This window comes from Polymorphobacter fuscus (assembly GCF_011927825.1).
Lineage (GTDB): Bacteria > Pseudomonadota > Alphaproteobacteria > Sphingomonadales > Sphingomonadaceae > Sandarakinorhabdus > Sandarakinorhabdus fusca.
On record NZ_JAATJI010000001.1, the window covers coordinates 15,665 to 38,385 of the forward strand.

The window sequence follows — 22,721 nt, forward strand, 5'->3', positions numbered from 1 at the left end:
GCTACGATCGGGCGGGTCCACGCGGCCAACGATTTGATCGTAACAACTGAAGCGGCGCTGCCGCGACTCCGTCCTACCGCGGATGAATCAATTTGGATCGCTAGGCTCGCAATCCTCGACCCCGACGTTGGCGGGATGCGAACGCGGCTGGCGCAAGCGATTAAGCAGCCTAGGCGATTCGATCTTATTGTTGTCTATCCACTAATCGACCGCTTTCCTCTCGCAGCTTCAATGTCCACGGCAAGAGCCTTAGGGGAGCGACTTGCTGCAAATGGATGGTTGCTGTTGGCGAGCGGCGATCGATTTTCAGACGGCGAGCTATTGGCTGTCGCGGCTGCCTCAGGGCTCACGCTGCTTTGTGCGTTACCAGGGCCGAATCGACTTCTCGTTTTAACGCGAGATTAGGGTAGAAATCGCTCCCAGCGGGTTGAGGGCGGCGCAGGTGGTGGTAACGGCCAGCGCGAGTCGTGCAGAGCGAATTCGACGGCGCGCAGCGCGTCAGCCTGCTTTGTACTCGGTGCCGCCGCTAACATTCTCACCAACTCGCCAGAAATAGGAAGACCATCAAGCATTTTGCTCCAGCTACGATCTTTGAACGACATTGCGCGGGCTCGGTCATAGATGACACAGGCCGTTGCATGATCTACTGCTCCCGCGTGGCGAGTCCGGCCAAGTGCTGTCAACACATCTACCATTGCAACCGAAAGCTGCCGCCAGCCCAATTCTGCCGGCGCATGCGCAACCGCAACGTCGCCGTCGTCAATAAGCACACCGCGCCGATAGGCTCGAAACACCACCCCAACACCGATCATCCCGAACTGATGTAATTCGCAGGCCCGTAGTGCTCCCATACTGGCAGCACCGACGACACGGTGACCTGCCGAAAGGAGGGTCAGAATTTCCTTGTGCCAAGGGCTACGCTGGCGCCCAAAAAGCCCATCAATCAAGATTAGAGTCGACGGTACTTTTGGCGCTGCGGCGAGCATATCGCCCAATGCAGCGGGAGGCTGACGGCGTACGGCGGAAGGCAGGCCAACCCCTGCGAGTGTTGGGCCACAAAATATGATGACATCGCTCATGCCAATCGCATCGGCATCAACCCCGGCACAAACAGCTTCTCGACGGAAACACCAAGCCCCGGCGCATCGAGGCGAGCAGCTGCGATCCGCACGAAGCGCGCGCCGACCAATCGTGCCACCAGCCATGCCAACGGATCACCGCCGACCGTCGGAGCCGGCAGTTTCGCTGATGTGGTGATGCCCGGCGGCAGGGGCAAAGCAACTCCCTGGGCACTCGCGGCGTCGGCATCGCCCGGGTCTGTTAAGTCATCACGACTGCCAGATATCCAAGTTGCGCGAATCTGAACTGCCTCGAGGAAAGCGGCATCTATGGCGGCGGCAGGGTCGAGCCGAGCAGCCGAGCCGATTGCGACCCTCGGCGCATCTGATCCGGGGCGAATATCCCGCAGGGTGCAGGCCGCAACGGGCACATCGACGACCGAAGGTAACGTATGGAAAGCTATAGAAAATTGGCGCGCTGAAAGATCGGCGATAATCCTGCTGGCCTGGCAATCGGGCAACTGCGTTCTCGGCAGCATGGTTGCACAGCGTGCGGCGGTGCCCATGTCCTGCCAGCGCCGATAGGCGTCGCGCTCAATCACTTCCAACAGGCCAGCCAATCGAGCCGAACCTTGGTTCATGCCGGCAGCTTGCCCGGCGCTGCTGGCGACCAGGCCTTCGCAACGCGTCCGTGTAAAGTCGTTGCTGATCGCGTCGCTCGGTACTGCCAGCGGGGCGCCAGCGAGTGGCTCGACAATGGCCCAATCTATGGGGCTGCTATTCGCATCGAGCGGCGTCTGCCACCAATCGCTAGGTCGAGGCGACCGCGCTGCCAATGTTAGTTCATCCCATCGACAGCGCACATCTGCCTGCCACCAAGTTTCAGCGGCATAGCTTTCTACCGCCTCCCCGATTGCGCCGGAGATTGCAATTTCGTCGGTAAATCCTTTCCCCGAGTGAACCGAAACCGCGCGGCTATCCGGACGAATGGCCTGCCATACCGGGATTTCTAACCGGTCGAGCGATGTGACAGCACCTATTCTGGTTACATTGGCTTGTTGCGCAGCCACCAATAACTCAAGCGAGATGACCGATGAGGCGCCAATCACGGGTTTCTGGGTTGCGTTTGAACTGGACTGCCGTCGCCGACGTCAAAAGAATCTAAAGCTACAGCATTCAAAATATTATCAGAATTCATCGCCTTAGCGTCATACAGAGCCTTGACTGTCTGCCAGCCATTATTCAGATCTGAACCAGGAGTTGAGCTTTCGTATACCCAGACCGATGTTGTAACCACATATTTGTCTGGCGATCCCTGCGTGGAAACTTTTACTATGTAAACTGGTTCCGGCAGCGCTATGAAGTTTTCACCATTTTGCGCCGTAACGGTAACGTAGGTCATGAAGATTCCCCCCCGATTTCGCCTTGCCGACACAGAATCAGCAAATAACCTGAGAAAAATGAAACACCATCGATCAGAAATTGCAATGCCGGGTTTGGTGTTCTTGGCCTTGGTCCTTTCGTCGTGTGGGGATGGCAGCGACGCTCCGCAGAGCAGACAAGAAATTGATTTTAAGCAAAAATCATTTCAATCTCCAGATGTTGTCGGCGGCGTGCCGATCTCGCCGGACTCAGCGCCTAACACGTACCGGTTGAATGTTGTCAAACCGGCACATGTCAAAGAATCGTGTACGTTGACTGCGGTCGGTCCACGAGTGCTGCTGACCGCAGCGCATTGCGTCTTTGATACAGACCCATCGTTCGTCGTCACCCAGATCAATCTCGGTGGCAAGAATTTGGCAATTTCATGCCGGCACCTTTCACAATATCAAACCGTGCGCCCGGGAAACCATGGTTGGGAAGTCGATTTCTCGACTCCATACGATATGTCGGCGGATGTCGCGTTGTGCCGTGTGGATACCATCTACGCCGCAGGGCGGTATCTCCCGAGCGCCGCGCCTTATGAACGGATTGATACCAGTGATGAAAATCAATGGCTCGGCAAAGATGTAATTATTGCAGGTTTTGGGCCAATCTCAAATACTACCGTTTCTTCGATTGACGATCTCAGTGCCGGCGTCGTGACCGTCGACCAGTCGTCAACGCGACCAAAAACCGTACGCGTATCGGAAAAGAATGCGTATGCTGATTGCGGCGATCCCAGTTTGTTGACTTGCGCCAAGCATATGTTAATTTTGTCCGACGATAAGGTGCAGTTGGCAAAAAGGGACAGTGGCGGTGCTGTTTTCTTCACTGCGGGAAAATCAGATACTTTGAAGTCGACTAAGCGCCTCCCATCGATACGGCGCATCATTGCCGTAAACAAGGCGCGATTGGTTGACTCGTCGGATCGACGCTACAGCTTGGTTGCAGCGCTCGGAAACAAGCGCTTTCGGGACTGGGCACTGGCGTGGGCCGCAGCCCAGGGCCAGCCGGGCGCGCCCTTGCAGATTTGCGGTATCAATACGCCAGCAGGTGATCCCCAATGCAACCCGCCTTCCTCCAGCGGCGTCACGCTATAATCTATTCATCTCCGCGTGTCTCCGGTGTGCCTGGACGCGCCGGCCGGCGTCATTGCCGCCTTTAATCTTGATGCAGCTTGAGAGAGTATGGCTTTACCGTTTTTGGCGGGTTGGCGATTGATGCGACGCCCTTGCGGGACAGGCGAATGTTGATCGAACGGTCGCTTGTAACGCCGACCAGCATCGTGGCGGCGAGCAACTTTTGTCGATGACCTAATCGCAGGCGCTCATGGGTCGGCGTGGAGGGGGCGCCGCTTGGTCACGCGGCGGCGGCCTGTTCCACTATAGCGTCGGCGAGGTGGTGTTGGGTCTGGGTGGCGTCGGCGAGGCTGGTTTTGATTTGGTCGCATAGGGCCAGCAGGGTGTGGATAGACGCTGAAGCGGGACCCCATGACATCCGCGCTAAGTAACTCCGACTGTTGTGGAATCTCAAGTTATCCGGGGCCTCGATCGATGCCAATCGGGACCCCCCTAAAAATGGCTTTCTTGAACAGCTTAAAGCGCTTGCGCTGAATAAGCAGAGGGTACCGCTTCGGCGCCGATCAACAAATCAGGCCAATGGATCGCCAGCGTTGTGCAGCAGAGAGCGGTGTAAAACCCGTCCTTGGTTAGGCTGGTCTATTCAACGATGGCCGCGGAATTCGTCCAGTGGACACCTTCTGGGAGTCGGGAATCGCAACTCCAGCACGACTTTTAGCCGTTTCAAAGTGAATTTGCCGCGCGCAGGCAAAGCAACCCTGTTGGAATGACAGTGGATAGAGTGTTGGAATGGCGCTAGTAATTTCAGCATAAGATACTGAAAAGATTGGTGGACGCACCAGGGTTCGAACCTGGGACCCGCTGATTAAGAGTCAGCTGCTCTACCGACTGAGCTATACGTCCGTGCGCAACGTCGTGCGTGGAGGCGGGCTGTTAGCAGTGGCCCACGGGCTTGTCCAGCGTTGTGATGCGCCTTTGTGTCATTGTTTCGGTATTGTGTTCTTGCGGGCGATGCCCATGACGATCCCCAGCAGGATCAACACGGTCATCATGGCCGAGCCGCCGTAGCTGATCAGCGGCAAGGGAATGCCGACGACCGGTGCCAGGCCCATGACCATCATCATGTTGACGGCAAGATAAAAGAACAGGGTGGATGTCAGTCCCAGCGCCAGCAGGCGTTCGAACTGTGTTTTGCCGCGCAGCGCGACGCCGATCCCCCAGGCAAGAACGATCCCGAACCCCAGGATGATGAAAAGTCCCCCCATCAGACCCCATTCCTCCGCCATGGTGGCAAATATGAAATCGGTCTGGAGTTCGGGGAGATAGTCGAGGTGGCTCTGCGTGCCGTTCAGAAAGCCCTTGCCGTGCAAGCCGCCGGAGCCGATGGCGATCTTCGACTGGGTGATGTGATAGCCGGCGCCGCGTGGATCGGTCGACGGGTCAATGAAGATAAGCACCCGTTTGCGTTGATACTCGTGCAGCATCACCCAGACGAGCGGCATCGCCGCAGCGGCCGCCACGCCGGCACCGACAAACAGCCACAGGCGCACGCCGGCCAGGAACATGACCACGACCCCGCCGAAGGTGATCGACAATGCCGTCCCCAGGTCTGGCTGCAGCATGACAAGGGCTGCGGGCACGGCGATCAGGCCCAGTGCCGGCAGCAGCGCGTTGAGGCGCGTTTCAAACCCTGTCGGCAGCGACTGATAGTAGCGGGCGAGCACCAGCACGATCGCGAGTTTCATGAATTCCGACGGTTGCAGCCGGATGATGCCGATATCGAGCCAGCGCTGGCTGCCACCGCCGACGTGTCCGAGAAGCTCGACGCCGATCAGGCCCAGCAGCACGACGCCGTAGATCGGCCATGCCAGTCGCATCCAGGTTTCGGGCCGCACCATGGCCAGCCCCAGCATGGCCATGAGCAGGATTGCGAACCGGATGCCCTGTTTCGATGCCCATGGCATCAGTGCGCCTCCCGCCGCCGAATACAGCACGACGAGGCCGAAGCTGCCCAGAGCGACGATGACAAGAATAACACCCCACGGCAGCCGGCCGAGTTCGCGCAGCCATGGGCCGTTGAACATCAGGTGTCGCTCCGCGGTTCGACAGGCGCATCCGGATCGCCGATTTCAAACGTCGGTGGCAGGATGAGATTGTCGGTGCGCAGCCACGATGGCATCATTGTGTCCGGCACGGCGGGTGGGGGTGCGGCGGCGGCCAGACGCTCGCGCGCGTCCCGATCGGCGCGCATCTTTGCCTCGATTGGGCCGAGGGCCTTCATCGCCAGTTCCGGTTCGAACAAATAGGTCAGCACGTCGCGCGCGATCGGTGCGGCATAGCGGCCGCCGGCGATGCCATGTTCGATGATGACGCTGACGGCATAGCGCGGGCTGTCGGTCGGGGCGAAGGCGACGAACAGCGCGTGATCGCGTTGCTTCCAGGGCAGGGCCTCGTTGCGCTTCACGCCACTGCGCCGTTCGGCAGCGCTGATCCTGCGGACCTGTGCCGTGCCGGTCTTGCCGGCAATCGTCACGCCGGGCACGGGCGACCGCGCGGCGCGGGCGGTGCCGATGCCGGCGTTGACGACATCGTACATGCCCTGGCGGACAAGGGCGAGGTGATCGTCCGGGATACCCAAGGACGCAAACTGCGGCGTCGCCTTGTCTTGCGGCAATATCAGCCGCGGCATCACCGCGCGTCCGCTGGCGATGCGCGCCGTCATCACCGCCAGCTGCAGCGGATTGGCGATGAGATAGCCCTGGCCGATCGACGTGTTCAGCGTTTCGCCGACATTCCAGTCCTTGCCATAGCGCTTCTGCTTCCACGCCGTGTCCGGCACGATCCCGGCGGCCTGGCCGGCGAGCGGCAGGTCATATTTCTGTCCCAGCCCGAGCCGCCGCGCCATATCGGCAATCGCGTCGATGCCGATTTCCCGTCCATAGGCGTAGAAATAAATGTCACAGCTTTTGGGAAGGGCGGTGTGCATGTCGACAAAGCCATGGCCACGCCGGGAATGGCAGTGCCAGGTGTTGTTGCCGAGCCGGTAGGCGCCGGTGCAGCGAACCCCCGAGTCCGGAGCGATGCCAGCCTCGAGCGCGGCGAGCGCCGTGACCATCTTGAACGTCGATCCGGGGGGATACAGGCCCATCGCGCTCTTGTTGAGGAGCGGCGTGTGGTCATTTTCCTGCAGGTCTTTCCACAACGCCGATGGCACGCGCGTGGAAAAAATGTTGGGGTCATAGGCCGGCATCGACACCATCGTCAGCACATCGCCGGTTTCGCAGTCGATAACGATCACACTGGCGCTGTTGTCGCCGAGGCGCCGGGCCGTGTAGCTTTGAAGATCGCGATCGATGGTGAGTTTCAGTGTCTCCCCCGGTGTATCGCTGCGGGTCTCCAGCTCTCGCACCACCTTGCCGCGCGCCGTGACCTCCACTCGACGTGCGCCGGCGGTGCCGCGCAGCGCCTTGTCGGCGCTGCGTTCGATCCCGTCCTTGCCGATACGGAAACCGGGAAAGATCAGGACCGGGTCCTTCTGCTGCTTGTACTGCTCCGGGGTCGGTGCCCCGACATAGCCCAGAAGATGAGCGAAATGGTCGGCGTCGGGATAAACCCGGGCAAAAGCGCGGACCGGTTGCAGCCCGGACATGTCGGACAATTGGACATTCGCTGCGGCGAAGGCCGGCCAATCGAGCTGACGGGCGATTTCGACCGGCATGTAGGATGGCTGGACGGCAATGTCGGCGCGAATCCGCAGCTCGTCGTCCCAACTGATCGGGATGACCTGTCGGACCCGTGCCAGCGCGATGTCGATGTCGCCGACCTGGTCGGGAAGGAGTTCGAGCCGATAATCCGGTTTGTTGATGGCCAATGGCTTGCCGGTGCGGTCGACGATCCAGCCGCGACGCGGCGGAATCAGCCGCAACTGGACGCGGTTTTTTTCCGACGCGAGGCGATATTGGTCGCCGTCGAAGATCGCCAGCCATGTCATCCGGCCGATCAAAGCAGTGCCGATGGCCGCCATGCCGCCGCCGAGCACGAATGCCCGCCGGGAAAAGCTCTGCTGTCGGTTGGTCTCGTTGCTCACCTGCCGCCGATCATCGCGCGGTTCCCGGCCCGAACGCACGCCGCTGGACATAGGCGCACAGCCAGACGACGAGCGGATAGGCGATGATACTGGTTACCACCTGCCACGCCAGCGGCGGCAGCGGCACCGGCCGTCCGGCGAGGGCCATCAACTGGGCCCCGAGAAACGCGGCGACGGTGACGACAAGGCTGGCCATGCCCCAGTCGAAATCATGGGCATGATGACCGTAGCGTGATTCGAAGACGCGGACGAAACCCGCTGTGGTGGCGAACAGGGTGGCGTTCACGCCAAGCGGCTGGGCGAACAGCAGATCGGCGACAAGGCCGAGCAGAAATGCCACCCAGGGCGGCATCAGCCCCGGCTGGAAGGTCGCCCAGACAAAGATGCCGAGCAGCCCCAGTTGCGGGAAGACGGGCACCGGGGTCAAAAGCGGGGCTGTCATGGCGAACAACAACCCAAGGACGACGAGCGCCGGCACCAGAACCCGCCAGTACCCGAACAAATAGCGCCGACGCTCGGTCGCGCTCATCAGCCGCAAGGGTGGTGCGCCGCGGTCGATCATTGGGCGCCAGTGGAAGCCGTCGGCTTCGCGCCCTGGCTTTGGCGCGCTTCGATAGGCACTGGCACATTGGGTGACACGACGACCGGCTCCGCCGGCAAGGGGAGCCAGGCTGCCTCGATGTTGACGAAGCCGGTGCCCATGGGGGTCGCGGCCGGCCGGATCAGCGGTGGTTCGGTACCGGCGGCGATGATCGTGCCGACCGGGACGCCTGGCGGGAACACACCGCCATCGCCCGATGTGACGAGCCGGTCGCCGGCGCGCAGCGGTGTTTCCGGGCCGACGCGATCGCGCAGTTCCAGCGTCGGCCGGTTGTTGCCGATCGCAAGCCCGGCCTGCCCGGTGCGCTGGACAACGACGGGAATGCGGCTCGCCGGGTCGGCGAGCAGCAAGACCCGTGTCGAATGGTTGCCGGCTTCGATGGTGCGGCCAATCAGACCTTCCGCGGCAATCACCGGCAGGCCGATGCCGACGCCGTCGCGCGTGCCGGCGGCAATCATCGCCGTGCGGACCACCGACCCCGATGTCGCGGCAACGATTCGCGCCGTCACCAAGGTTGTCCGACCCGGCTGGCGGACCTTCATGAGCTTTTTCAGTTGCGCCAGCGCAAGCTGGTCGCCGGCGGCCTTTTGCAGATCGGCCCGGGCTGTCGCGAGTTCGGTCGTAAGGGCGCGGTTGCGATCGACGGCGGCAACATAGGAGCCGCCCCAGGCAATTGCACGGCCGACGCCGTCGAACGGCGCACGCACCACGGCCCAGACCGGCGTGACGACGTCAAGCAATGCGCCGCGCACGCGGGCGCCGGCATCGGGATTGACGCGCGCCACGAGCAGCAACAGCACGCCTGTTGCAATCACGGCACCCGACACGACCGCACCCACGAGCGCGAGGTTCTGCTCGCGGCGCATGGCGCTCGACCTTCGGGGCGCGGGCGTCCAGTCCATCGTTCGTCCTACCGGCCGGGTTGCGGTGTCGCCCGGCCTCATCGTGTCAATCGAGCGTCAGGCGGTGGTCAGCACGCCGCGGTAAATCGGGTCTTCCAGCGCCCGCCCGGTGCCGATGGCGACGCAGGTCAGCGGATCATCGGCGACGGTAACGGGCAGGCCGGTCGCTTCGCGCAGCACGACGTCCATGTCGTGCAGCAAGGCACCGCCGCCGGTCAGGACGATGCCCTGGTCGACAATGTCGGCGGCAAGTTCGGGCTGGGTATTTTCCAGCGCCGTGCGCACACCTTCGACAATGGTGGCGACAGGTTCCGACAGCGCGTCGGCAATCTGCGCCTGGTTGATGGTGATCTCTTTCGGCACGCCGTTCATCAGGTCGCGGCCCTTGATCTCCATGGTCAGGCCGATGCCATCCGCGGGCGGCTTGGCGGTGCCGATTTCCTTCTTGATGCGTTCGGCGGTCATTTCGCCGATCAGAAGATTGTGGTTGCGGCGAACATAGGAAACGATGGCTTCGTCCATCTTGTCGCCGCCGACGCGGACGCTGGTCGTATAGGCCAGCCCGCGCAGCGAAAGCACGGCGACTTCGGTGGTGCCGCCGCCAATGTCGACCACCATGCTGCCGATCGGTTCGGTCACCGGCATGCCGGCGCCGATCGCGGCGGCCATCGGTTCCTCGATGAGGTATACCTGGCTGGCGCCGGCATTGTTGGCCGCGTCGCGAATGGCGCGCTTTTCGACGCTGGTCGACCCCGACGGCACGCAGATGACGATTTCAGGGAAGCGCGGCAGCCGCGACGTATGCACCTTGGCGATGAAATATTTGATCATTTCCTCGGCGACGTCGATGTCGGCGATCACGCCGTCGCGCAGCGGCCGGATACATTCGACATTGCCGGGCGTCTTGCCCATCATCACCTTGGCTTCGTTGCCCACCGCGACGACCTTGCGGGTGCCGCGTATCGTTTCCATCGCAACCACGGAGGGCTCGTTGAGGACGATGCCGCGTCCGCGAACATAAACGAGAGTGTTGGCCGTTCCGAGGTCGATGGCCATATCCTGGCTAAGGAACGAGAACATGCGGCTGAACAACGACATGAGGGCAGGGGACCAGACCAGGGGTGGAGGGGGTGACCGCGGGGCCGCGAAGCCATCGCTGGCTTTAGGCGCTTGGCAGGGGCCTTTGCAAGGCGGCTGCACGGTGTTTGTCGCATCCTTCAGGGGCTGGTCGCGTGACTCGATCCGCCGGCGGCTGTAGGCATGGGACGTGCCCATCATCCGCCGCTTGCCCGACACGCTCGTCAACCAGATCGCGGCCGGCGAAGTCGTCGAGCGGCCTGCAGCGGCCTTGAAGGAACTGGTCGAGAACGCGCTGGACGCGGGCGCCCGGCGAATCGAGATCGACCTGGAAAATGGCGGGATCGATCATCTTTCGGTCAGCGATGACGGCCATGGCATGGGCGCCGATCAGATTCGGCTGGCGATGGAACGCCATGCGACATCCAAGCTGCCGGACGGGGACTTGTCGGCGATCGCCACGCTCGGCTTTCGCGGCGAGGCGTTGCCGTCGATCGCCAGCGTCGCCACGCTGGCCCTGACCAGCCGGACGCGCGATGGCGATGGCTGGATGCTGGTCGTCGACAATGGCCGTATCTTGTCCGAGGGCCCTGCCGGGGCGCCGCCGGGCACGCGGGTGGCGGTCGATGGCCTGTTCGCGGCGGTGCCGGCGCGGCGCAAATTTCTGAAGTCCCAGCGGTCGGAACTGGCGGCGTGTCTCGACGTCGTGCGGCGGCTGGCGATGGCGCGCGCCGATGTGGGGTTCGAACTGCGCCACGGCGGCAGGCGGTTGTTGGCCGTCGCGGCTGGTGCAGATTGCGGCGCGGCTGCGCAGATTGCGCGGCTGGGTGCATTGCTGGGCCCCGACTTCGCCGACAATTCGGTCGCCATCGATCTGGAGCGCGAGGGGCTCCTCTTGGGCGGGCTGGCCGGAATTCCGACCTATAATCGCGGCGTCGCCGATCACCAGTTCCTGTTCGTCAACGGCCGGCCGGTCAAGGACAGGCTGCTGGTGGGCGCGGTCCGCGGCGCCTATCAGGACCTGCTGGCGCGCGACCGCCATCCGGTGGTTGCGCTTTTCCTCGACGTTCCCGCCGACTTTGTCGACGTCAATGTGCACCCCGCCAAAACCGAAGTCCGGTTTCGCGACGCCGCCATCGTTCGCGGGCTGATCGTGTCGGGCTTGCGCCGTGCGCTGGACGGCGCCGGTCACCGTGCCGCGACCACGATCAGCGACGTGGCCCTGGCTGCCTTCCGGGCGCCCGCCGCCATCCCCGCGGGTCCGGCCGCCGCGGCGGGGCAGCAATGGGGGGCGCCGATCGGCCAATTGGCGGAACCGCCGAGAATTTTCACAGAATTGCCGGGCTTTGCGCCGCCGGCCGGGGTCGACGCGGCGTTGGGCACGCTGCCGGCGCCGGCACCGGTAGCGGCGCATTATCCGCTGGGCGTGGCGCGCGGGCAGGTGGCGAACACCTATATCGTTGCCGAAACCGAGGACGCGCTGATCCTGGTGGACCAGCATGCAGCCCATGAACGGCTGACGCTCGAGCGGATGATTGCGGCACTGGGCCAGGGCGGCGTGGCGTCGCAGGCGCTGCTGATGCCGGAAATCGTCGAGCTCGACGAGATTTCGGCCGGGCGCATCGTCGACCGCGCCGGAGAGCTTGCCGAGCTGGGACTGGGAGTCGAGGGTTTCGGGCCGGCAGCGGTTCTGGTGCGCAGTGTGCCGGCGCTGCTGGGCGGCACCGATGCCGCGGCACTGGTGCGCGATCTCGCCGACGATCTGGCGGCCTGGGGCCGGGCGGTGACGCTGAAGGAGCGGCTCGACGCGGTCGCGGCGACCATGGCCTGCCATGGCAGTGTTCGGGCCGGCCGCGCGCTCGGCCTCGCTGAAATGAACGCCTTGCTGCGCGAGATGGAGGTCACACCACATAGTGGCCAGTGTAACCATGGCCGGCCGACCTGGGTGCGATTGTCCAAACCCGATATCGAACGGCTGTTCGGCCGACGATAATCGACGGACGGCACATGCGAATCGCTTGCAATAGCCATTTGGATCGGTGATAACGCTTCGCAACACCAGAGCGAGGCCACCAAATCGTGATCGTCTGCGTCTGCAATGCTCTTCGCGAAAACCAGGTCCGGGAGGCGGCCCGCGCAACGCGCAGCGATTGCCCGGTCACCGCTTATGCGCGTCTGGGATGCAAACCCAAATGCGGCCAGTGCCTGCCCTTCGCACGCGAGGTCGTGGCGAGCGAAGTGGTCTTTGCCTGAGCTGCTAGTGACACTGCTTCGCAGAAGCGGCTGATTTCGTTCCATTTTCTGCAGGTGCGCGGTCGCTGCGCGTTGACCGTCACGGCAAATTGGCCCAAATCTGCCGGCGCAACAGGAGAATAGTCATGCGCGGCGACGCCAAGGTCATCGAATATCTGAACGCCGTGCTGAAAGGCGAGTTGACGGCGGTCAATCAATATTGGCTGCACTATCGGCTTCTCGACAATCTCGGCGTGTCGAAACTTGCCGCCTATGAGCGCAAGGAATCGATCGAGGAGATGGAACACGCCGACAAGCTGATCGCGCGCATCTTCTTTCTCGACGGACTTCCGGGAATGCAGGCGCTGAACCGACTGCGCATCGGCGAAAGTGTTCCCGAAGTGCTGGAGGCTGATCTGGCGCTGGAATATGACGCCACGGCCTTGCTGCGCGAAGCAATCGTCTATTGCGAGACGGTGCGCGATTTTCCGAGCCGCGATCTGTTTTCCGAAATCCTGCGTGCCGAAGAAGAGCATATCGACTTCATCGAGACAGCCAAAAGCCAGATCGATCAGATGGGCTTGGCCAACTTCATCCAGCTCAATTCGGAAGGTGCCGGCAGCTAAAGGCCGGGCCGATCGCCCTCGGGATCGGGCTGTCCAGTACGCAAATCACAAAATGCCCGCGCCGCCGTCCCGGCAGCGCGGGACATAGGTCGTCAGGCGGCCTTGGCCGCTGGGGCCGTGGCGCCGCGCGTGGTGGCGTACAGGCTCCAGAGGTCGGCGATGTCCTTCATCCCGGCTTTGTCGGAGACCGATTTGAAGGTCTGCTTCGCCAGGTTGGCGTTGCCGCCCTTCAAGGCCGCAATGCCCTTGAAGACACGGGCCTGGTCCGCGTCGGCGCCATTGGCAGCGATCGCCTTGTCATAGGCCGCGATTGCCTGCGGAAACTGCCCGAGGCCAAGATAGGCGTTGCCGCCGCGCAACGCCGTCGCTGGCGTGGCAGCCAGTTTGACCGCTTCGGCCGGCGCCTTGGCCACCATGCCGGCAGCGGCCTGGGCGACCTTTTGCGACATGGCGTCGGTCGGCGCCCCACTCCGGGTGAGGGCGGCCTGCGCCGTGCCCGCCTGGTTTGACACCAGTGCCAGCTTGGCGAACTCGGAAAAATCCTCCGGCCGTTCGATCGTGTTGGTGGCGCTCATCAGATGGTAAAGTGCCAGCTTGGCCTCGGGCCGCATCTGGTTCTGACGGAAGTTGATCAGCAGGGTTTTCCAGCGTGCCGGCGAGGAATCGACGCGGATCAGCTTTTCCGTGGTTGCCAGATAGCCGGCCTTGTCCCCGGACTTGTACTGCGCGCCGGCCAGGTTTTCGAGATAGAGCGGCTTGGGCCCATTGGCCTTGATGAGGGCGTTGTACGCCTTGACGGCTTCTGCCGGGCGGCCCTGCTTGGTGGCCGCCTGGGCGATGAGAACCTGCATGTCCTCCCCGCCTGCCTGTCTGGCGACGCTGATCGCCTTGTCATACTGGCCGGCCTGGTAATAGAGCGGCGCCAGCTGGCGGGCCGGCGCGCCGGACGCCTGCAGGGCATTCGCAGCCTCTGCATAGCGGCCGGCACGCGTATAGACATAGCCGGCCATCTGCGCCGACTTCTGCTTTTCCTCGGCACTGCTGGCAGCGGCCTGCGCGGTCTTCACGGCGGCGATTGCGGCGGCACTGTTGCCCGATTTGGCGGCCGAAGCGGCCTGGTTCAGGGCCTTGCCAACGGCCGGTGACACCGCGGCATGCGACGGAACTGCGGCCACCAACGCGGCAGCGGCGACGCCAAGGCGGAAGAAATTGGTCGTGACATTCGGCTTCATGAGCATCCTCTTGCAAAAGACCGTGGCAATCCGGGTGATATGGAAGGTCACGGTGTTGCGCGACGTCATATCCGCACAGGCCGCGTGGCTGTACCATGAACGATCGCACATGCCGTCACGCCCAAACAGCACCAAGCCCTTGCATACTTATCGAATCTCCAAGGCGTTGCAACACGCGATCACCATGGCGGCCGGGCGGTCGCCTTCGACGGAGCGGGCGAGATGTTGCGCGCGTCGGCGCCACCGCCTAAGCGCTGCCCCGATAACGATAACCGTCAGGGGAGGCGACCATCCGCGCATTCATCTTTCCGGGTCAGGGCAGCCAGTCGGTCGGCATGGGCCGCGCCTTGGCCGAAACCAGCCCGGTCGCCCGCGCCGTTTTCCAGGAGGTCGACGATGCGCTGGGCCAGCATCTGTCGCGGTTGATGTGGGAAGGGCCGGAGGACCAGCTGACGCTGACCGAAAACGCCCAGCCGGCGATCATGGCCCTGTCGATCGCGGCGCTGCGCGTGCTCGAAAACGATGGCGGCATGCGCCTTGCCGACAAGGCGGCGTTCGTCGCCGGTCACAGCCTTGGCGAATATACCGCGCTGGCGGCGGCCGGCTCGGTGGGGCTGGCGGAAACCGCGCGGCTTCTGCGTCGGCGCGGTGCCGCGATGCAGGCGGCGGTGCCGGTCGGCGAAGGTGCCATGGCGGCGCTGCTTGGGCTGCAGTTCGATGCGGTGGCCGCGATCGCGGTAGACGCGGCGGCGCAGGTCGGCGGCGGTCAGGTTTGTGCCGCGGCCAACGACAACGCCCCGGGGCAGGTGGTGGTGTCGGGCCATGTCGAGGCCGTGGCGCGGGCGATGGCGCTGGCCAAGACCCAGGGCGCCCGCCATTCGGTGCTGCTGCCTGTCTCGGCACCCTTTCACTGCGCGCTGATGCAGCCCGCCGCGGATGCCATGGCGGCCGCGCTCGCGGGCACCGAACTGCGCGCGCCGTTCGTGCCGCTGGTGGCCAATGTCACGGCGGCTGTGGTGACCGATCCGGATGAGATCCGGCGGCTGCTGGTCGAGCAGGTGACGGGCACGGTGCGCTGGCGCGAATCCGTGCTGGCGATGGCGGCGATGGGCGTGACGACCTTCGTCGAACTCGGCGGCAAGGTGCTGGGGCCGATGGTGCGACGGATCACGCCGGACGCGCGGATGCTGAGCGCCGGCGACATGGCCGGCGTCGAAGCGCTGGCAAAGGAGCTTTAGGCCATGTTCGATCTGACCGGGATGACGGCGCTGGTGACCGGCGCCAGCGGTGGCATCGGCAGTGCGGTGGCAAAGGCGCTGGCGGCGCAGGGCGCACGGGTGGCGCTGTCGGGGACACGTGCGGATGCCCTGGAGGCGCTGCGGGCGGAGATCGGCGGCGAGACGCTGGTGCTGCCGTGCAACCTGTCGGACGCAGCGGCGGTCGATGCGCTGGTTCCGGCCGCAGTAGCGGCGCTCGGCAGGCTCGATATCCTCGTCAACAACGCCGGGGTGACACGGGACAATCTGGCGGTCCGAATGAAGGACGAGGAGTGGGACACGGTCATCCGGGTCAACCTCGAGGCAGCATTCCGGCTGGCTCGGGCCGCGCTGAAACCCATGATGATGAAGCAGCGCTTCGGGCGCATTATCTCGGTGACGTCGGTGGTCGGGGTGACCGGCAACCCGGGACAGGCAAACTATGCGGCGTCGAAGGCCGGCCTGATCGGCATGTCGAAGGCGCTGGCGCAGGAGGTCGCGTCGCGCGGTGTGACCGTCAACTGCATCGCACCGGGGTTCATCGCGTCGCCGATGACCGAAGCCCTGCCGGAGGCGCAGACGGCGGCCCTGCTGGGGCGGATACCGGCGGGCCGGCTGGGGTCGGGGGATGAGATCGCGGCGGGTGTCGTCTATCTGGCGTCGCGCGAGGCGAGCTATGTCACCGGCCAGACCCTGCATGTGAACGGCGGGATGGCGATGATCTGACGGCGTGGTGGGTGCGGGCGGTGCCGCTCCGCACTTGTCAGCGTTGCGCCGCACCGCTATCGCAGGGGCTGATTACAACCTTGCAGCAATTCGAAAGAGGACCCCCATGAGCGACGTCGCCGAACGCGTGAAGAAGATCGTCGTCGAGCACCTTGGCGTCGAAGCCGACAAGGTTACCGAAGATGCGAGCTTCATCGATGATCTGGGTGCCGACAGCCTCGATACGGTCGAGCTGGTGATGGCTTTCGAAGAGGAATTCGGCGTTGAAATTCCGGATGACGCTGCCGAAAAGATCCTGACCGTCAAGGATGCCATCGGCTTCATCGCCGCCAACCAGAAGGCCTGAGCGGCCGGCGGCACCAAGTGACCGGCTGCGGCCGGGTGTCAGAATGGACGACCTGGAGCGGCCTTTCGCGTTTTTGCGAAGGGCCGTTTCGCGTATAGGCAGAGATATAAAGTGGCCAGGCGTGGCCCGGTTGGGAAGGATGACGGCGCATGCGGCGGGTGGTTGTGACGGGCGTGGGGATGGTGACGCCCCTGGGATCGCATGTGGAAACGGTCTGGGCGAATATTCTGGCGTCGCGGTCCGGCGCGCAGCGCATCACGCGCTTCGACCCGACGGATTATGCCTGCCAGATCGCCTGCGAGGTCGTGCGCGGTGACGGGTCGGGCGTGACATTCAACGCCGACACGCGCGTCGACTACAAGGTGCAGCGCCAGGTCGATCCGTTCATCGTCTATGGCATTGATGCAGCGGGCCAGGCGCTCGAAGACGCCGGGCTCACCGACATGACCGAGGAACAGCGCTTTCGCGCAGGCTGTTCGATCGGTTCGGGCATCGGCGGCCTGCCGGGGATCGAATCGGAATCGATCGTCCTTCACACCAAGGGTCCGCGCCGGGTTAGTCCGCACTTCGTCCATGGCCGGCTGATCAACCTGATTTCGGGCCAGGTTTCGATCAAATACGGCCTGATGGGTCCCAATCACGCGGTGGTTACAGCGTGTTCGACCGGTGCCCATGCGATCGGCGACGCGGCGCGCATGATCGCTCTCGACGATGCCGATGTGATGCTCGCGGGCGGTGCGGAGGGGGCGATCTGCCCGCTCGGCATTGCCGGCTTCTCGCAGGCCAAGGCGCTATCCACCCATTTCAACGACACGCCCGAGCGCGGCAGCCGGCCGTATGACCGCGACCGCGACGGCTTTGTCATGGGCGAAGGCGCCGGCGTTGTCGTGCTGGAGGAATATGAACGGGCCAAGGCACGCGGTGCGAAAATCTATGGCGAAGTGATCGGCTATGGCCTGACCGGCGACGCCTATCATGTCACGGCGCCTCACCCTGAAGGCTCGGGCGCCTTCCGATCGATGGAAATGGCGTTGCGCAAGGCGGGGCTGGCGCCGGCGGACATCGATTACATCAACGCCCATGGCACTTCGACGCCGATGGGCGACGAGCTCGAACTGGGTGCGGTGCGACGCCTGTTCGGGCCGGCGATCGAGGGCGTGTCGATGTCGTCGACCAAGTCGGCGATCGGCCATTTGCTTGGCGGTGCCGGGGCCGTGGAGGCGATCTTCTGCCTGCTGGCGCTGCGTGACCAGGTGGCGCCACCCACGCTGAACCTCGACAATCCTTCCGAAGCCTGCGCCGGGGTCGATCTGGTGCCGCATGTCGCCAAGCCGCGTCCGATCCGCGCCGTGCTCAACAACAGCTTCGGGTTCGGCGGCACGAACGCGACGCTGGTGATGCGCGGAGTCTGATCCGGCCATGGCGCGGCGAGCCTTCTTCGCCTTTGTGGCATTGCTGCTGGTCATCGGCCTGCCTCTGCTGGTGGCGCCCTGGTTCGGGATCGGCAGCCCGCGGGGTGCGCCGGTGACGATCACCATCGACAAGGGGTCGTCGCTGGCCGCGGTCAGCGACGATCTGGAGCGTGCCGGACTGGTCGATTCGCCGCGGCAGTTCCGGCTGCTGGCGCGTGTGCTTGGGGGGCCTGACCCGGTGCAGGCAGGGACCTATCGGCTGATTCCCGGAGACAGCTGGCGGCATTATCTGCGGATCATGCAGGAAGGACGGATCGAACGGGTGTCGTTGACCATTCCCGAAGGCATGCCCTCGGTACTGGTTGCCGAGCGGCTGCGGGCCGAGCCGCGGTTGACCGGAGCGGTGGCCATACCTGCCGAAGGATCCGTGCTGCCCGAGACCTATGAATTCACGCCCGGCGAACCGCGCGCCGCGGTGCTGGCCCGCATGCAGGCGGCGATGACGAAAACCGTTGCGGAACTGTGGCCGGCGCGTTCGGAACGGGCGGTCGTGACAACGCCGGAAGCGGCGGTGACGCTGGCGTCCATCGTGGAAAAGGAGACCGGCAAGCCCGCCGAGCGGCGGACCGTGGCGGGCGTTTACGGCAACCGATTGGCGCAGGGGATGAAGCTCGACGCCGATCCGACGGTGATTTATCCGATTACCAAGGGCAAGCCGCTGGGGCGGCGCATCCGGCGGTCGGAACTGGCAGCGGATACCGGCTACAACACCTATCTCAAGCCCGGTCTTCCGAAGGGGCCGATCGCCAATCCCGGGCGCGCCAGCATCGCCGCGGTGCTCGACCCGGCGCCGACCGACGCGCTCTATTTCGTCGCGGATGGTAGCGGCGGCCATGTGTTCGCCAATTCCCTTGGCGAACACAATGCCAATGTCGCCAAATGGTACGCGCTGCGTCGCCAGCGCGGCGAGATGTGAGGGCGCCGGCGCGGACACAAGGGCGGGCACAAGCGCGCAAGCCGCGCGGCCGGATGACGCTCGCCGGCGTCCTGCTGCGGCTGGTCGCGGTTCTGGCCCTGGGCTGGCTAGGTGGTTTCCTGTGGTTCAGCCTGACGTTGCCCGACCCTGCGCCGCTGGCCGTCAAGACCGACGCCGTCGTCGTGCTGACCGGTGGTGCCGGGCGGCTGGCGCGGGGGCTGGCGGTGCTGGAGGCGGGAAGCGCCAAACGGATGCTGGTTTCGGGCGTGGATCGTCGCACGACCCGCAAGCAGCTTGCCGCCGCGGCCGACAGCCCCCAGTCGCGCTTTTCCACGACCGACCTTGGCTATGAGGCCATCGATACGCGTTCAAACGCCGAGGAAACCGCGCGCTGGGTCGCGCAACACCAGTTCTCCACGATTCGGCTGGTGACGTCGGCGGGGCATATGCGACGCGCGCGGCTGGAACTGTCGCGGGTGTTGCCGCCGGCGGTGCTGGTCGTTTCCGACGCTGTTCCCGTCGAACCCAAGGCGCCGAGTATTGCTGCCGAATACAGCAAATATCTGCTGCGCCGGGTGGCACTGACGCTGGGTGCGGAATGACCAGGTCACCCCTTGCCACGCTTGTCGCCCTGGTGCGGTCGGTGCTGTTCACGCTGGCGTTCTATCTGGGGTCGTTGGTCATCGTGCCGTTGGTGCTGCTGACCGGCTGGCTGTTTCCACGGCAGCTGCTGTTCCTTGGTCCAAAGCTGTGGGCGGGGTGGTTCTATTGGTGCGCGCGCTGGCTTGGCGGCATCCGGCTGCGTGTCGAAGGCACGATCCCGCAGGGGCCGCACCTGTTCGCGATCAAGCATGAATCGGCTTATGAAGCGATCATGACCTTGTGGCTGTTCGACCGGCCGGCGGTGGTGATGAAGGCGGAATTGCGGGCGATCCCGGTGTGGGGCGCGGCGTCGGCGCGGCATGGGTCGATCTGGGTCGATCGCGGCGGGTCGGCGACGATGCTGCGGGCGATGATGAAGGCGGCACAAGGCGCGGTTTCGGCAGGGCGGCCGGTGGTGATCTTTCCCGAAGGCACGCGGGTGGCGGTGGGCCAGGCTCCGGCGCTGGCTGCGGGCTTTGCCGGCCTGTACAAGATGCTCAAGCTGCCGGTGGTGCCGATCGCGCTCGATTCGGGCACGGCCTGGCCCCGGAACTTCATCAAATATCCAGGGGTGGTGACGCTGCGCGTCGGCGATGCGATTGCGCCGGGGCTGCCGCGCGACGTCATCGAGACGCAGGTCCATGCCGCGATCAACGCGTTGCAGCACCCGGATCGTCCCATCGCAAAGGTTGTCCGCTGAATGTTGCGCCGTGTGCCGTTGTGGCTGACCCTGGTGCCGCTGGCGCTGGCGATCGGGCTTTACTGGTTGTTGTGGAGCGGCTGGGCGCGCGATTTCGAAGCGATGGTCGAGGGCGAGGTGCCAGCGGCCGGCGCGGTGGCCGTGACGGGATTCCCCTATCGGCTGGAAACAGCGTTGGTATCGCCGACCTGGACAGCCGGGGACGGCGTGAAGATCGTCGCAGGTGCCGACCGGGCGATTGTCAACCGCGGGCCCTGGGCGCCGGAGCTGACGGTCATTCGGGCGGATTATGCCAAGGTTTCGGCCATCGTCGGGCCGGGCTTCGGCGCCAGCCTGACGGGGAAGTCGGCGCTTGTCAGTGTCAAGATCGATGAAGGCCGGCTGGCGCGGCTGTCGGCAGTGGTGGAGGCGGCGAAGGCGCGGCTGGGCTTTGCCCCGGTTGCGGTGATGGCCGATGTGCTGGAACTTCATATGCGCGAACGGATCCCGGCGTCCGACAGCAGCGATTCGGCGACATTGCCGGCGCGCGGCCAGTTGGTGGCGAAGGGGCAGCGGCTGCGGTTCGATGGCGGCGACGCGCTGACCTTCGCAGCCGACATGACGGCGAATGGTGCTGGCCGCCTGACCGATTTCAACCGCTGGGCGCAGGATGGCACGATCGAAGTGACGTCACTGACCCTGGCCGATGCGCATGGTGACGTCGCCAAGGTCGCAGCGACCCTGGTGCCCGTTGGGCGGACAGCGTTGCGGTTTGCCGGAACGGTCGAAACCGTTTGCCCGGCGAACGTGATTGCAGCGTTCGAAGGGCGTTCCGCAGTGGCAGAAATGCGGCTGCGGGCGCCGGTGCGGGTGGCCTTCGATGGCCTGGCAGGGTCGATCCGGTTAAGCGGTGTGCCGACCGACCTGGCGGGAAGGGCGCGGCGCGGGCAGGACCCGGCCTGCCCGGTTATCCGGGGTCCAGGCGGCTGATCAGGGCACAGGTTCCGCCCGTGGCCCTGAATGCGGCAGCGGATCCTCCATCGGCGCGCCAGTCGTCCGCCCGGCCAGGCGCATGACCGCCAGGTCGGCGGTGACATTGCCGAGGGTGCGGAAGATGTCGGGGATGGTCTCGATGGCGAGCAGCAACGGCAGCAGCACGGTCGGCACGCCCATGGCGACGCACACCGGCGCAATGACGGCGAAGAACGAGACCTGTGCCGGCAGCCCGACGGCGCCAAGACTGACAGCGGCGGCGACAAGGGCGCCGATGACGAATGTTGCCGGCGTGACGGCGACGCCGTGAAGATCGGCAAGATAGATCGCGACGCCCATGTTCGCAGCAGCGCTGGCCGCACGGAACATGGCGACCGCCAGCGGCAGCACGATGCCGGCATTGGCCGCACTGACCGCCAACGGCTGTGCGGCGGCGACCATGGCCGGTAACGAGGCAAGCGACGATTGCGTCGACATCGCGATCGCCTGTGCCGGGACGGCTGCGCGCGCAAAGCCCATGATCCCGACGCGCCCGGCGAGGGCGCCGAGAAGATGCGCCATCGCCGCCGTTGCCAGGCAGACGCCAACGATGACCGCAACATAATGCGCCAGCACCCCGGCAGCACCGGCGCCGAGCTTTGTCCCGACAATGAAGGCCAGGGCAAGCACGCCGAGCGGCGCAACCCAGAGAACCCAGCCGATGATGACGAGCATCGCTGCTGCAATGCCGCGAAACAGCCGCGCCGTCGCCTCGGCCGAGTCGCGATCGATCCGCGTCAGGGCAAAGCCGAACAGCACTGCGAAGATGACCAGCGGCACCATCGCCGTATCGGCGGCAGCGCGGACGATGTTGGTCGGAATGATCGATTCGACCCAGCTTCCTGATGGCAGCACCGGCGCCGGGCCCGCAGCATCGATGAGCCGCGCTGCGGCCTCGGGCAGTGGCCACAGGTCGAGAAACCCCAAGGTCACGATACCGCCCAGCAGCGATGCCGCGACCAACAGCCCGACAAACCAGCCAAGCGCCCGCCGCGCGATGGCGTTGCCGCCCTGGTTGCCGGCATCGAAAACGCCGGTGACGAGAAGTGCCGTGACCAGCGGAACGACCGTCATGGTCAGCGCATCGAGCCACAATTTGCCAATCGGCGTGGCGGTTGCAGCAAGCGGCGCCTCGGCAGGGGACCCGGCGGCGAGCGCGCCGGCAACAAGGCCGATGATCAGCCCGCCAAGGATGCGCACCGGCGGCTGGCGCAACGCGCTGCGGGTCGCAGGCGGCTTGTCCGGTACGGGCGCTGCCATCATGCCGGAGCTCCGACGTCGTCGGCGGTGATGTCGGCGCAGTGATCCACAGACCAGGCATCGACAGTCTGGCAGT

The 22,721-nt window shown here is 64.6% G+C and carries 22 protein-coding genes and 1 tRNA gene; 12 read left to right on the forward strand and 11 right to left on the reverse strand.

Annotated elements, in window-relative coordinates; genetic code table 11:
* Positions 1 to 401 precede the first annotated feature (401 nt).
* Genes GGQ62_RS00075 through GGQ62_RS00085 form a run of 3 tightly spaced genes read right to left on the reverse strand, consistent with a single transcriptional unit; the run spans position 402 to position 2,460 of the window.
* On the reverse strand, positions 402 to 1,079 hold the full coding sequence (locus tag GGQ62_RS00075) for a TfuA-like protein (protein ID WP_167649407.1): 678 nt from the start codon (positions 1,077 to 1,079) through the stop codon (positions 402 to 404).
* On the reverse strand, positions 1,076 to 2,167 hold the full coding sequence (locus tag GGQ62_RS00080) for a YcaO-like family protein (protein ID WP_152579085.1): 1,092 nt from the start codon (positions 2,165 to 2,167) through the stop codon (positions 1,076 to 1,078). Before GGQ62_RS00080 ends, GGQ62_RS00075 begins: the two co-directional genes overlap by 4 nt.
* Positions 2,164 to 2,460 (reverse strand): hypothetical protein, encoded by a 297-nt coding sequence (locus tag GGQ62_RS00085; protein WP_152579084.1) that lies wholly within the window; start codon positions 2,458 to 2,460, stop codon positions 2,164 to 2,166. The genes GGQ62_RS00080 and GGQ62_RS00085 overlap by 4 nt, the downstream gene beginning before the upstream one ends.
* On the opposite strand from GGQ62_RS00085, the gene GGQ62_RS00090 reads away from it, so the two are divergent.
* Positions 2,459 to 3,580 carry a trypsin-like serine protease gene (locus GGQ62_RS00090; protein ID WP_152579083.1) on the forward strand — a complete coding sequence of 374 codons (1,122 nt, stop codon included), beginning with the start codon at positions 2,459 to 2,461 and terminating at the stop codon, positions 3,578 to 3,580. The genes GGQ62_RS00085 and GGQ62_RS00090 overlap by 2 nt on opposite strands.
* Positions 3,581 to 4,386: 806 nt before the next feature.
* Here GGQ62_RS00090 and GGQ62_RS00095 read toward each other — a convergent pair.
* From GGQ62_RS00095 to GGQ62_RS00120, 6 genes are all read right to left on the reverse strand, one after another.
* Positions 4,387 to 4,462: transfer RNA gene (locus GGQ62_RS00095), tRNA-Lys, on the reverse strand.
* Positions 4,463 to 4,539: 77 nt separating this feature from the next.
* Positions 4,540 to 5,643, reverse strand: coding sequence for a rod shape-determining protein RodA (rodA, locus tag GGQ62_RS00100; protein WP_152579081.1), 1,104 nt, complete (start codon positions 5,641 to 5,643; stop codon positions 4,540 to 4,542).
* Complete coding sequence (mrdA, locus tag GGQ62_RS00105; protein ID WP_243446697.1) at positions 5,643 to 7,646, reverse strand: penicillin-binding protein 2; 2,004 nt, start codon at positions 7,644 to 7,646, stop codon at positions 5,643 to 5,645. Before mrdA ends, rodA begins: the two co-directional genes overlap by 1 nt.
* Before the next feature lie 10 nt (positions 7,647 to 7,656).
* Positions 7,657 to 8,208 (reverse strand): rod shape-determining protein MreD, encoded by a 552-nt coding sequence (locus GGQ62_RS00110; RefSeq protein WP_152579079.1) that lies wholly within the window; start codon positions 8,206 to 8,208, stop codon positions 7,657 to 7,659.
* Complete coding sequence (gene mreC / locus GGQ62_RS00115) at positions 8,205 to 9,149, reverse strand: rod shape-determining protein MreC (protein WP_167649408.1); 945 nt, start codon at positions 9,147 to 9,149, stop codon at positions 8,205 to 8,207. Before mreC ends, GGQ62_RS00110 begins: the two co-directional genes overlap by 4 nt.
* A 57-nt stretch (positions 9,150 to 9,206) precedes the next feature.
* Entirely contained in the window at positions 9,207 to 10,247 is a 1,041-nt protein-coding gene (locus GGQ62_RS00120; RefSeq protein WP_152579077.1) for a rod shape-determining protein, read from the reverse strand.
* 169 nt (positions 10,248 to 10,416) lie between these two features.
* On the opposite strand from GGQ62_RS00120, the gene mutL reads away from it, so the two are divergent.
* From mutL to bfr, 3 genes are all read left to right on the forward strand, one after another.
* The gene (gene mutL, locus GGQ62_RS00125) at positions 10,417 to 12,219 is read left to right on the forward strand and encodes a DNA mismatch repair endonuclease MutL (RefSeq protein WP_152579076.1); all 1,803 of its coding nucleotides are present in this window, start codon (positions 10,417 to 10,419) and stop codon (positions 12,217 to 12,219) included.
* Positions 12,220 to 12,305: 86 nt separating this feature from the next.
* Positions 12,306 to 12,479, forward strand: a complete 174-nt coding sequence (locus tag GGQ62_RS00130) for a (2Fe-2S)-binding protein (protein ID WP_152579075.1) — start codon at positions 12,306 to 12,308, stop codon at positions 12,477 to 12,479.
* A 125-nt stretch (positions 12,480 to 12,604) separates the two neighbouring features.
* A complete protein-coding gene (gene bfr / locus GGQ62_RS00135; RefSeq protein ID WP_152579074.1) occupies positions 12,605 to 13,084 on the forward strand; it encodes a bacterioferritin in 480 nt (159 codons plus the stop codon).
* Positions 13,085 to 13,176: 92 nt separating this feature from the next.
* Here the strand turns inward: bfr and GGQ62_RS00140 are convergent, their stop codons facing one another.
* Entirely contained in the window at positions 13,177 to 14,316 is a 1,140-nt protein-coding gene (locus GGQ62_RS00140; RefSeq protein ID WP_167649409.1) for a tetratricopeptide repeat protein, read from the reverse strand.
* A gap of 290 nt (positions 14,317 to 14,606) precedes the next feature.
* On the opposite strand from GGQ62_RS00140, the gene fabD reads away from it, so the two are divergent.
* From fabD to GGQ62_RS00180, 8 genes are all read left to right on the forward strand, one after another.
* Positions 14,607 to 15,554: an ACP S-malonyltransferase gene (gene fabD / locus GGQ62_RS00145; RefSeq protein ID WP_152579072.1), complete on the forward strand. Its 948-nt coding sequence runs from the start codon at positions 14,607 to 14,609 to the stop codon at positions 15,552 to 15,554.
* A gap of 3 nt (positions 15,555 to 15,557) precedes the next feature.
* A complete protein-coding gene (fabG, locus tag GGQ62_RS00150) occupies positions 15,558 to 16,298 on the forward strand; it encodes a 3-oxoacyl-[acyl-carrier-protein] reductase (protein WP_152579071.1) in 741 nt (246 codons plus the stop codon).
* Between the two features lie 106 nt (positions 16,299 to 16,404).
* Positions 16,405 to 16,644, forward strand: a complete 240-nt coding sequence (locus GGQ62_RS00155; RefSeq protein ID WP_152579070.1) for an acyl carrier protein — start codon at positions 16,405 to 16,407, stop codon at positions 16,642 to 16,644.
* 149 nt (positions 16,645 to 16,793) lie between these two features.
* Positions 16,794 to 18,056, forward strand: a complete 1,263-nt coding sequence (fabF, locus tag GGQ62_RS00160) for a beta-ketoacyl-ACP synthase II (protein ID WP_152579069.1) — start codon at positions 16,794 to 16,796, stop codon at positions 18,054 to 18,056.
* Between the two features lie 7 nt (positions 18,057 to 18,063).
* On the forward strand, positions 18,064 to 19,032 hold the full coding sequence (gene mltG, locus GGQ62_RS00165; protein ID WP_152579068.1) for an endolytic transglycosylase MltG: 969 nt from the start codon (positions 18,064 to 18,066) through the stop codon (positions 19,030 to 19,032).
* Positions 19,033 to 19,085: 53 nt separating this feature from the next.
* Positions 19,086 to 19,634: a YdcF family protein gene (locus GGQ62_RS00170; protein ID WP_152579067.1), complete on the forward strand. Its 549-nt coding sequence runs from the start codon at positions 19,086 to 19,088 to the stop codon at positions 19,632 to 19,634.
* A complete protein-coding gene (locus GGQ62_RS00175; RefSeq protein ID WP_152579066.1) occupies positions 19,631 to 20,374 on the forward strand; it encodes a lysophospholipid acyltransferase family protein in 744 nt (247 codons plus the stop codon). Before GGQ62_RS00170 ends, GGQ62_RS00175 begins: the two co-directional genes overlap by 4 nt.
* Positions 20,375 to 21,343: a DUF2125 domain-containing protein gene (locus GGQ62_RS00180; RefSeq protein WP_152579065.1), complete on the forward strand. Its 969-nt coding sequence runs from the start codon at positions 20,375 to 20,377 to the stop codon at positions 21,341 to 21,343.
* Here the strand turns inward: GGQ62_RS00180 and GGQ62_RS00185 are convergent, their stop codons facing one another.
* The gene (locus GGQ62_RS00185; protein ID WP_243446314.1) at positions 21,344 to 22,648 is read right to left on the reverse strand and encodes a dicarboxylate/amino acid:cation symporter; all 1,305 of its coding nucleotides are present in this window, start codon (positions 22,646 to 22,648) and stop codon (positions 21,344 to 21,346) included.
* Positions 22,649 to 22,721: the final 73 nt, after the last annotated feature.

Coding starts and splice junctions, on each gene's coding strand:
- GGQ62_RS00075 (WP_167649407.1), bottom strand. CDS start 1,079: ATGAGCGATGTCATCATATTTTGTGGCCCAACACTCGCAGGGGTTGGC.
- GGQ62_RS00090 (WP_152579083.1), top strand. CDS start 2,459: ATGAAGATTCCCCCCCGATTTCGCCTTGCCGACACAGAATCAGCAAAT.
- GGQ62_RS00085 (WP_152579084.1), bottom strand. CDS start 2,460: ATGACCTACGTTACCGTTACGGCGCAAAATGGTGAAAACTTCATAGCG.
- rodA (WP_152579081.1), bottom strand. CDS start 5,643: ATGTTCAACGGCCCATGGCTGCGCGAACTCGGCCGGCTGCCGTGGGGT.
- GGQ62_RS00110 (WP_152579079.1), bottom strand. CDS start 8,208: ATGATCGACCGCGGCGCACCACCCTTGCGGCTGATGAGCGCGACCGAG.
- mreC (WP_167649408.1), bottom strand. CDS start 9,149: ATGGACTGGACGCCCGCGCCCCGAAGGTCGAGCGCCATGCGCCGCGAG.
- GGQ62_RS00120 (WP_152579077.1), bottom strand. CDS start 10,247: ATGTCGTTGTTCAGCCGCATGTTCTCGTTCCTTAGCCAGGATATGGCC.
- bfr (WP_152579074.1), top strand. CDS start 12,605: ATGCGCGGCGACGCCAAGGTCATCGAATATCTGAACGCCGTGCTGAAA.
- GGQ62_RS00140 (WP_167649409.1), bottom strand. CDS start 14,316: ATGAAGCCGAATGTCACGACCAATTTCTTCCGCCTTGGCGTCGCCGCT.
- fabG (WP_152579071.1), top strand. CDS start 15,558: ATGTTCGATCTGACCGGGATGACGGCGCTGGTGACCGGCGCCAGCGGT.
- GGQ62_RS00155 (WP_152579070.1), top strand. CDS start 16,405: ATGAGCGACGTCGCCGAACGCGTGAAGAAGATCGTCGTCGAGCACCTT.
- fabF (WP_152579069.1), top strand. CDS start 16,794: ATGCGGCGGGTGGTTGTGACGGGCGTGGGGATGGTGACGCCCCTGGGA.
- mltG (WP_152579068.1), top strand. CDS start 18,064: ATGGCGCGGCGAGCCTTCTTCGCCTTTGTGGCATTGCTGCTGGTCATC.
- GGQ62_RS00170 (WP_152579067.1), top strand. CDS start 19,086: ATGACGCTCGCCGGCGTCCTGCTGCGGCTGGTCGCGGTTCTGGCCCTG.
- GGQ62_RS00175 (WP_152579066.1), top strand. CDS start 19,631: ATGACCAGGTCACCCCTTGCCACGCTTGTCGCCCTGGTGCGGTCGGTG.
- GGQ62_RS00180 (WP_152579065.1), top strand. CDS start 20,375: ATGTTGCGCCGTGTGCCGTTGTGGCTGACCCTGGTGCCGCTGGCGCTG.
- GGQ62_RS00185 (WP_243446314.1), bottom strand. CDS start 22,648: ATGATGGCAGCGCCCGTACCGGACAAGCCGCCTGCGACCCGCAGCGCG.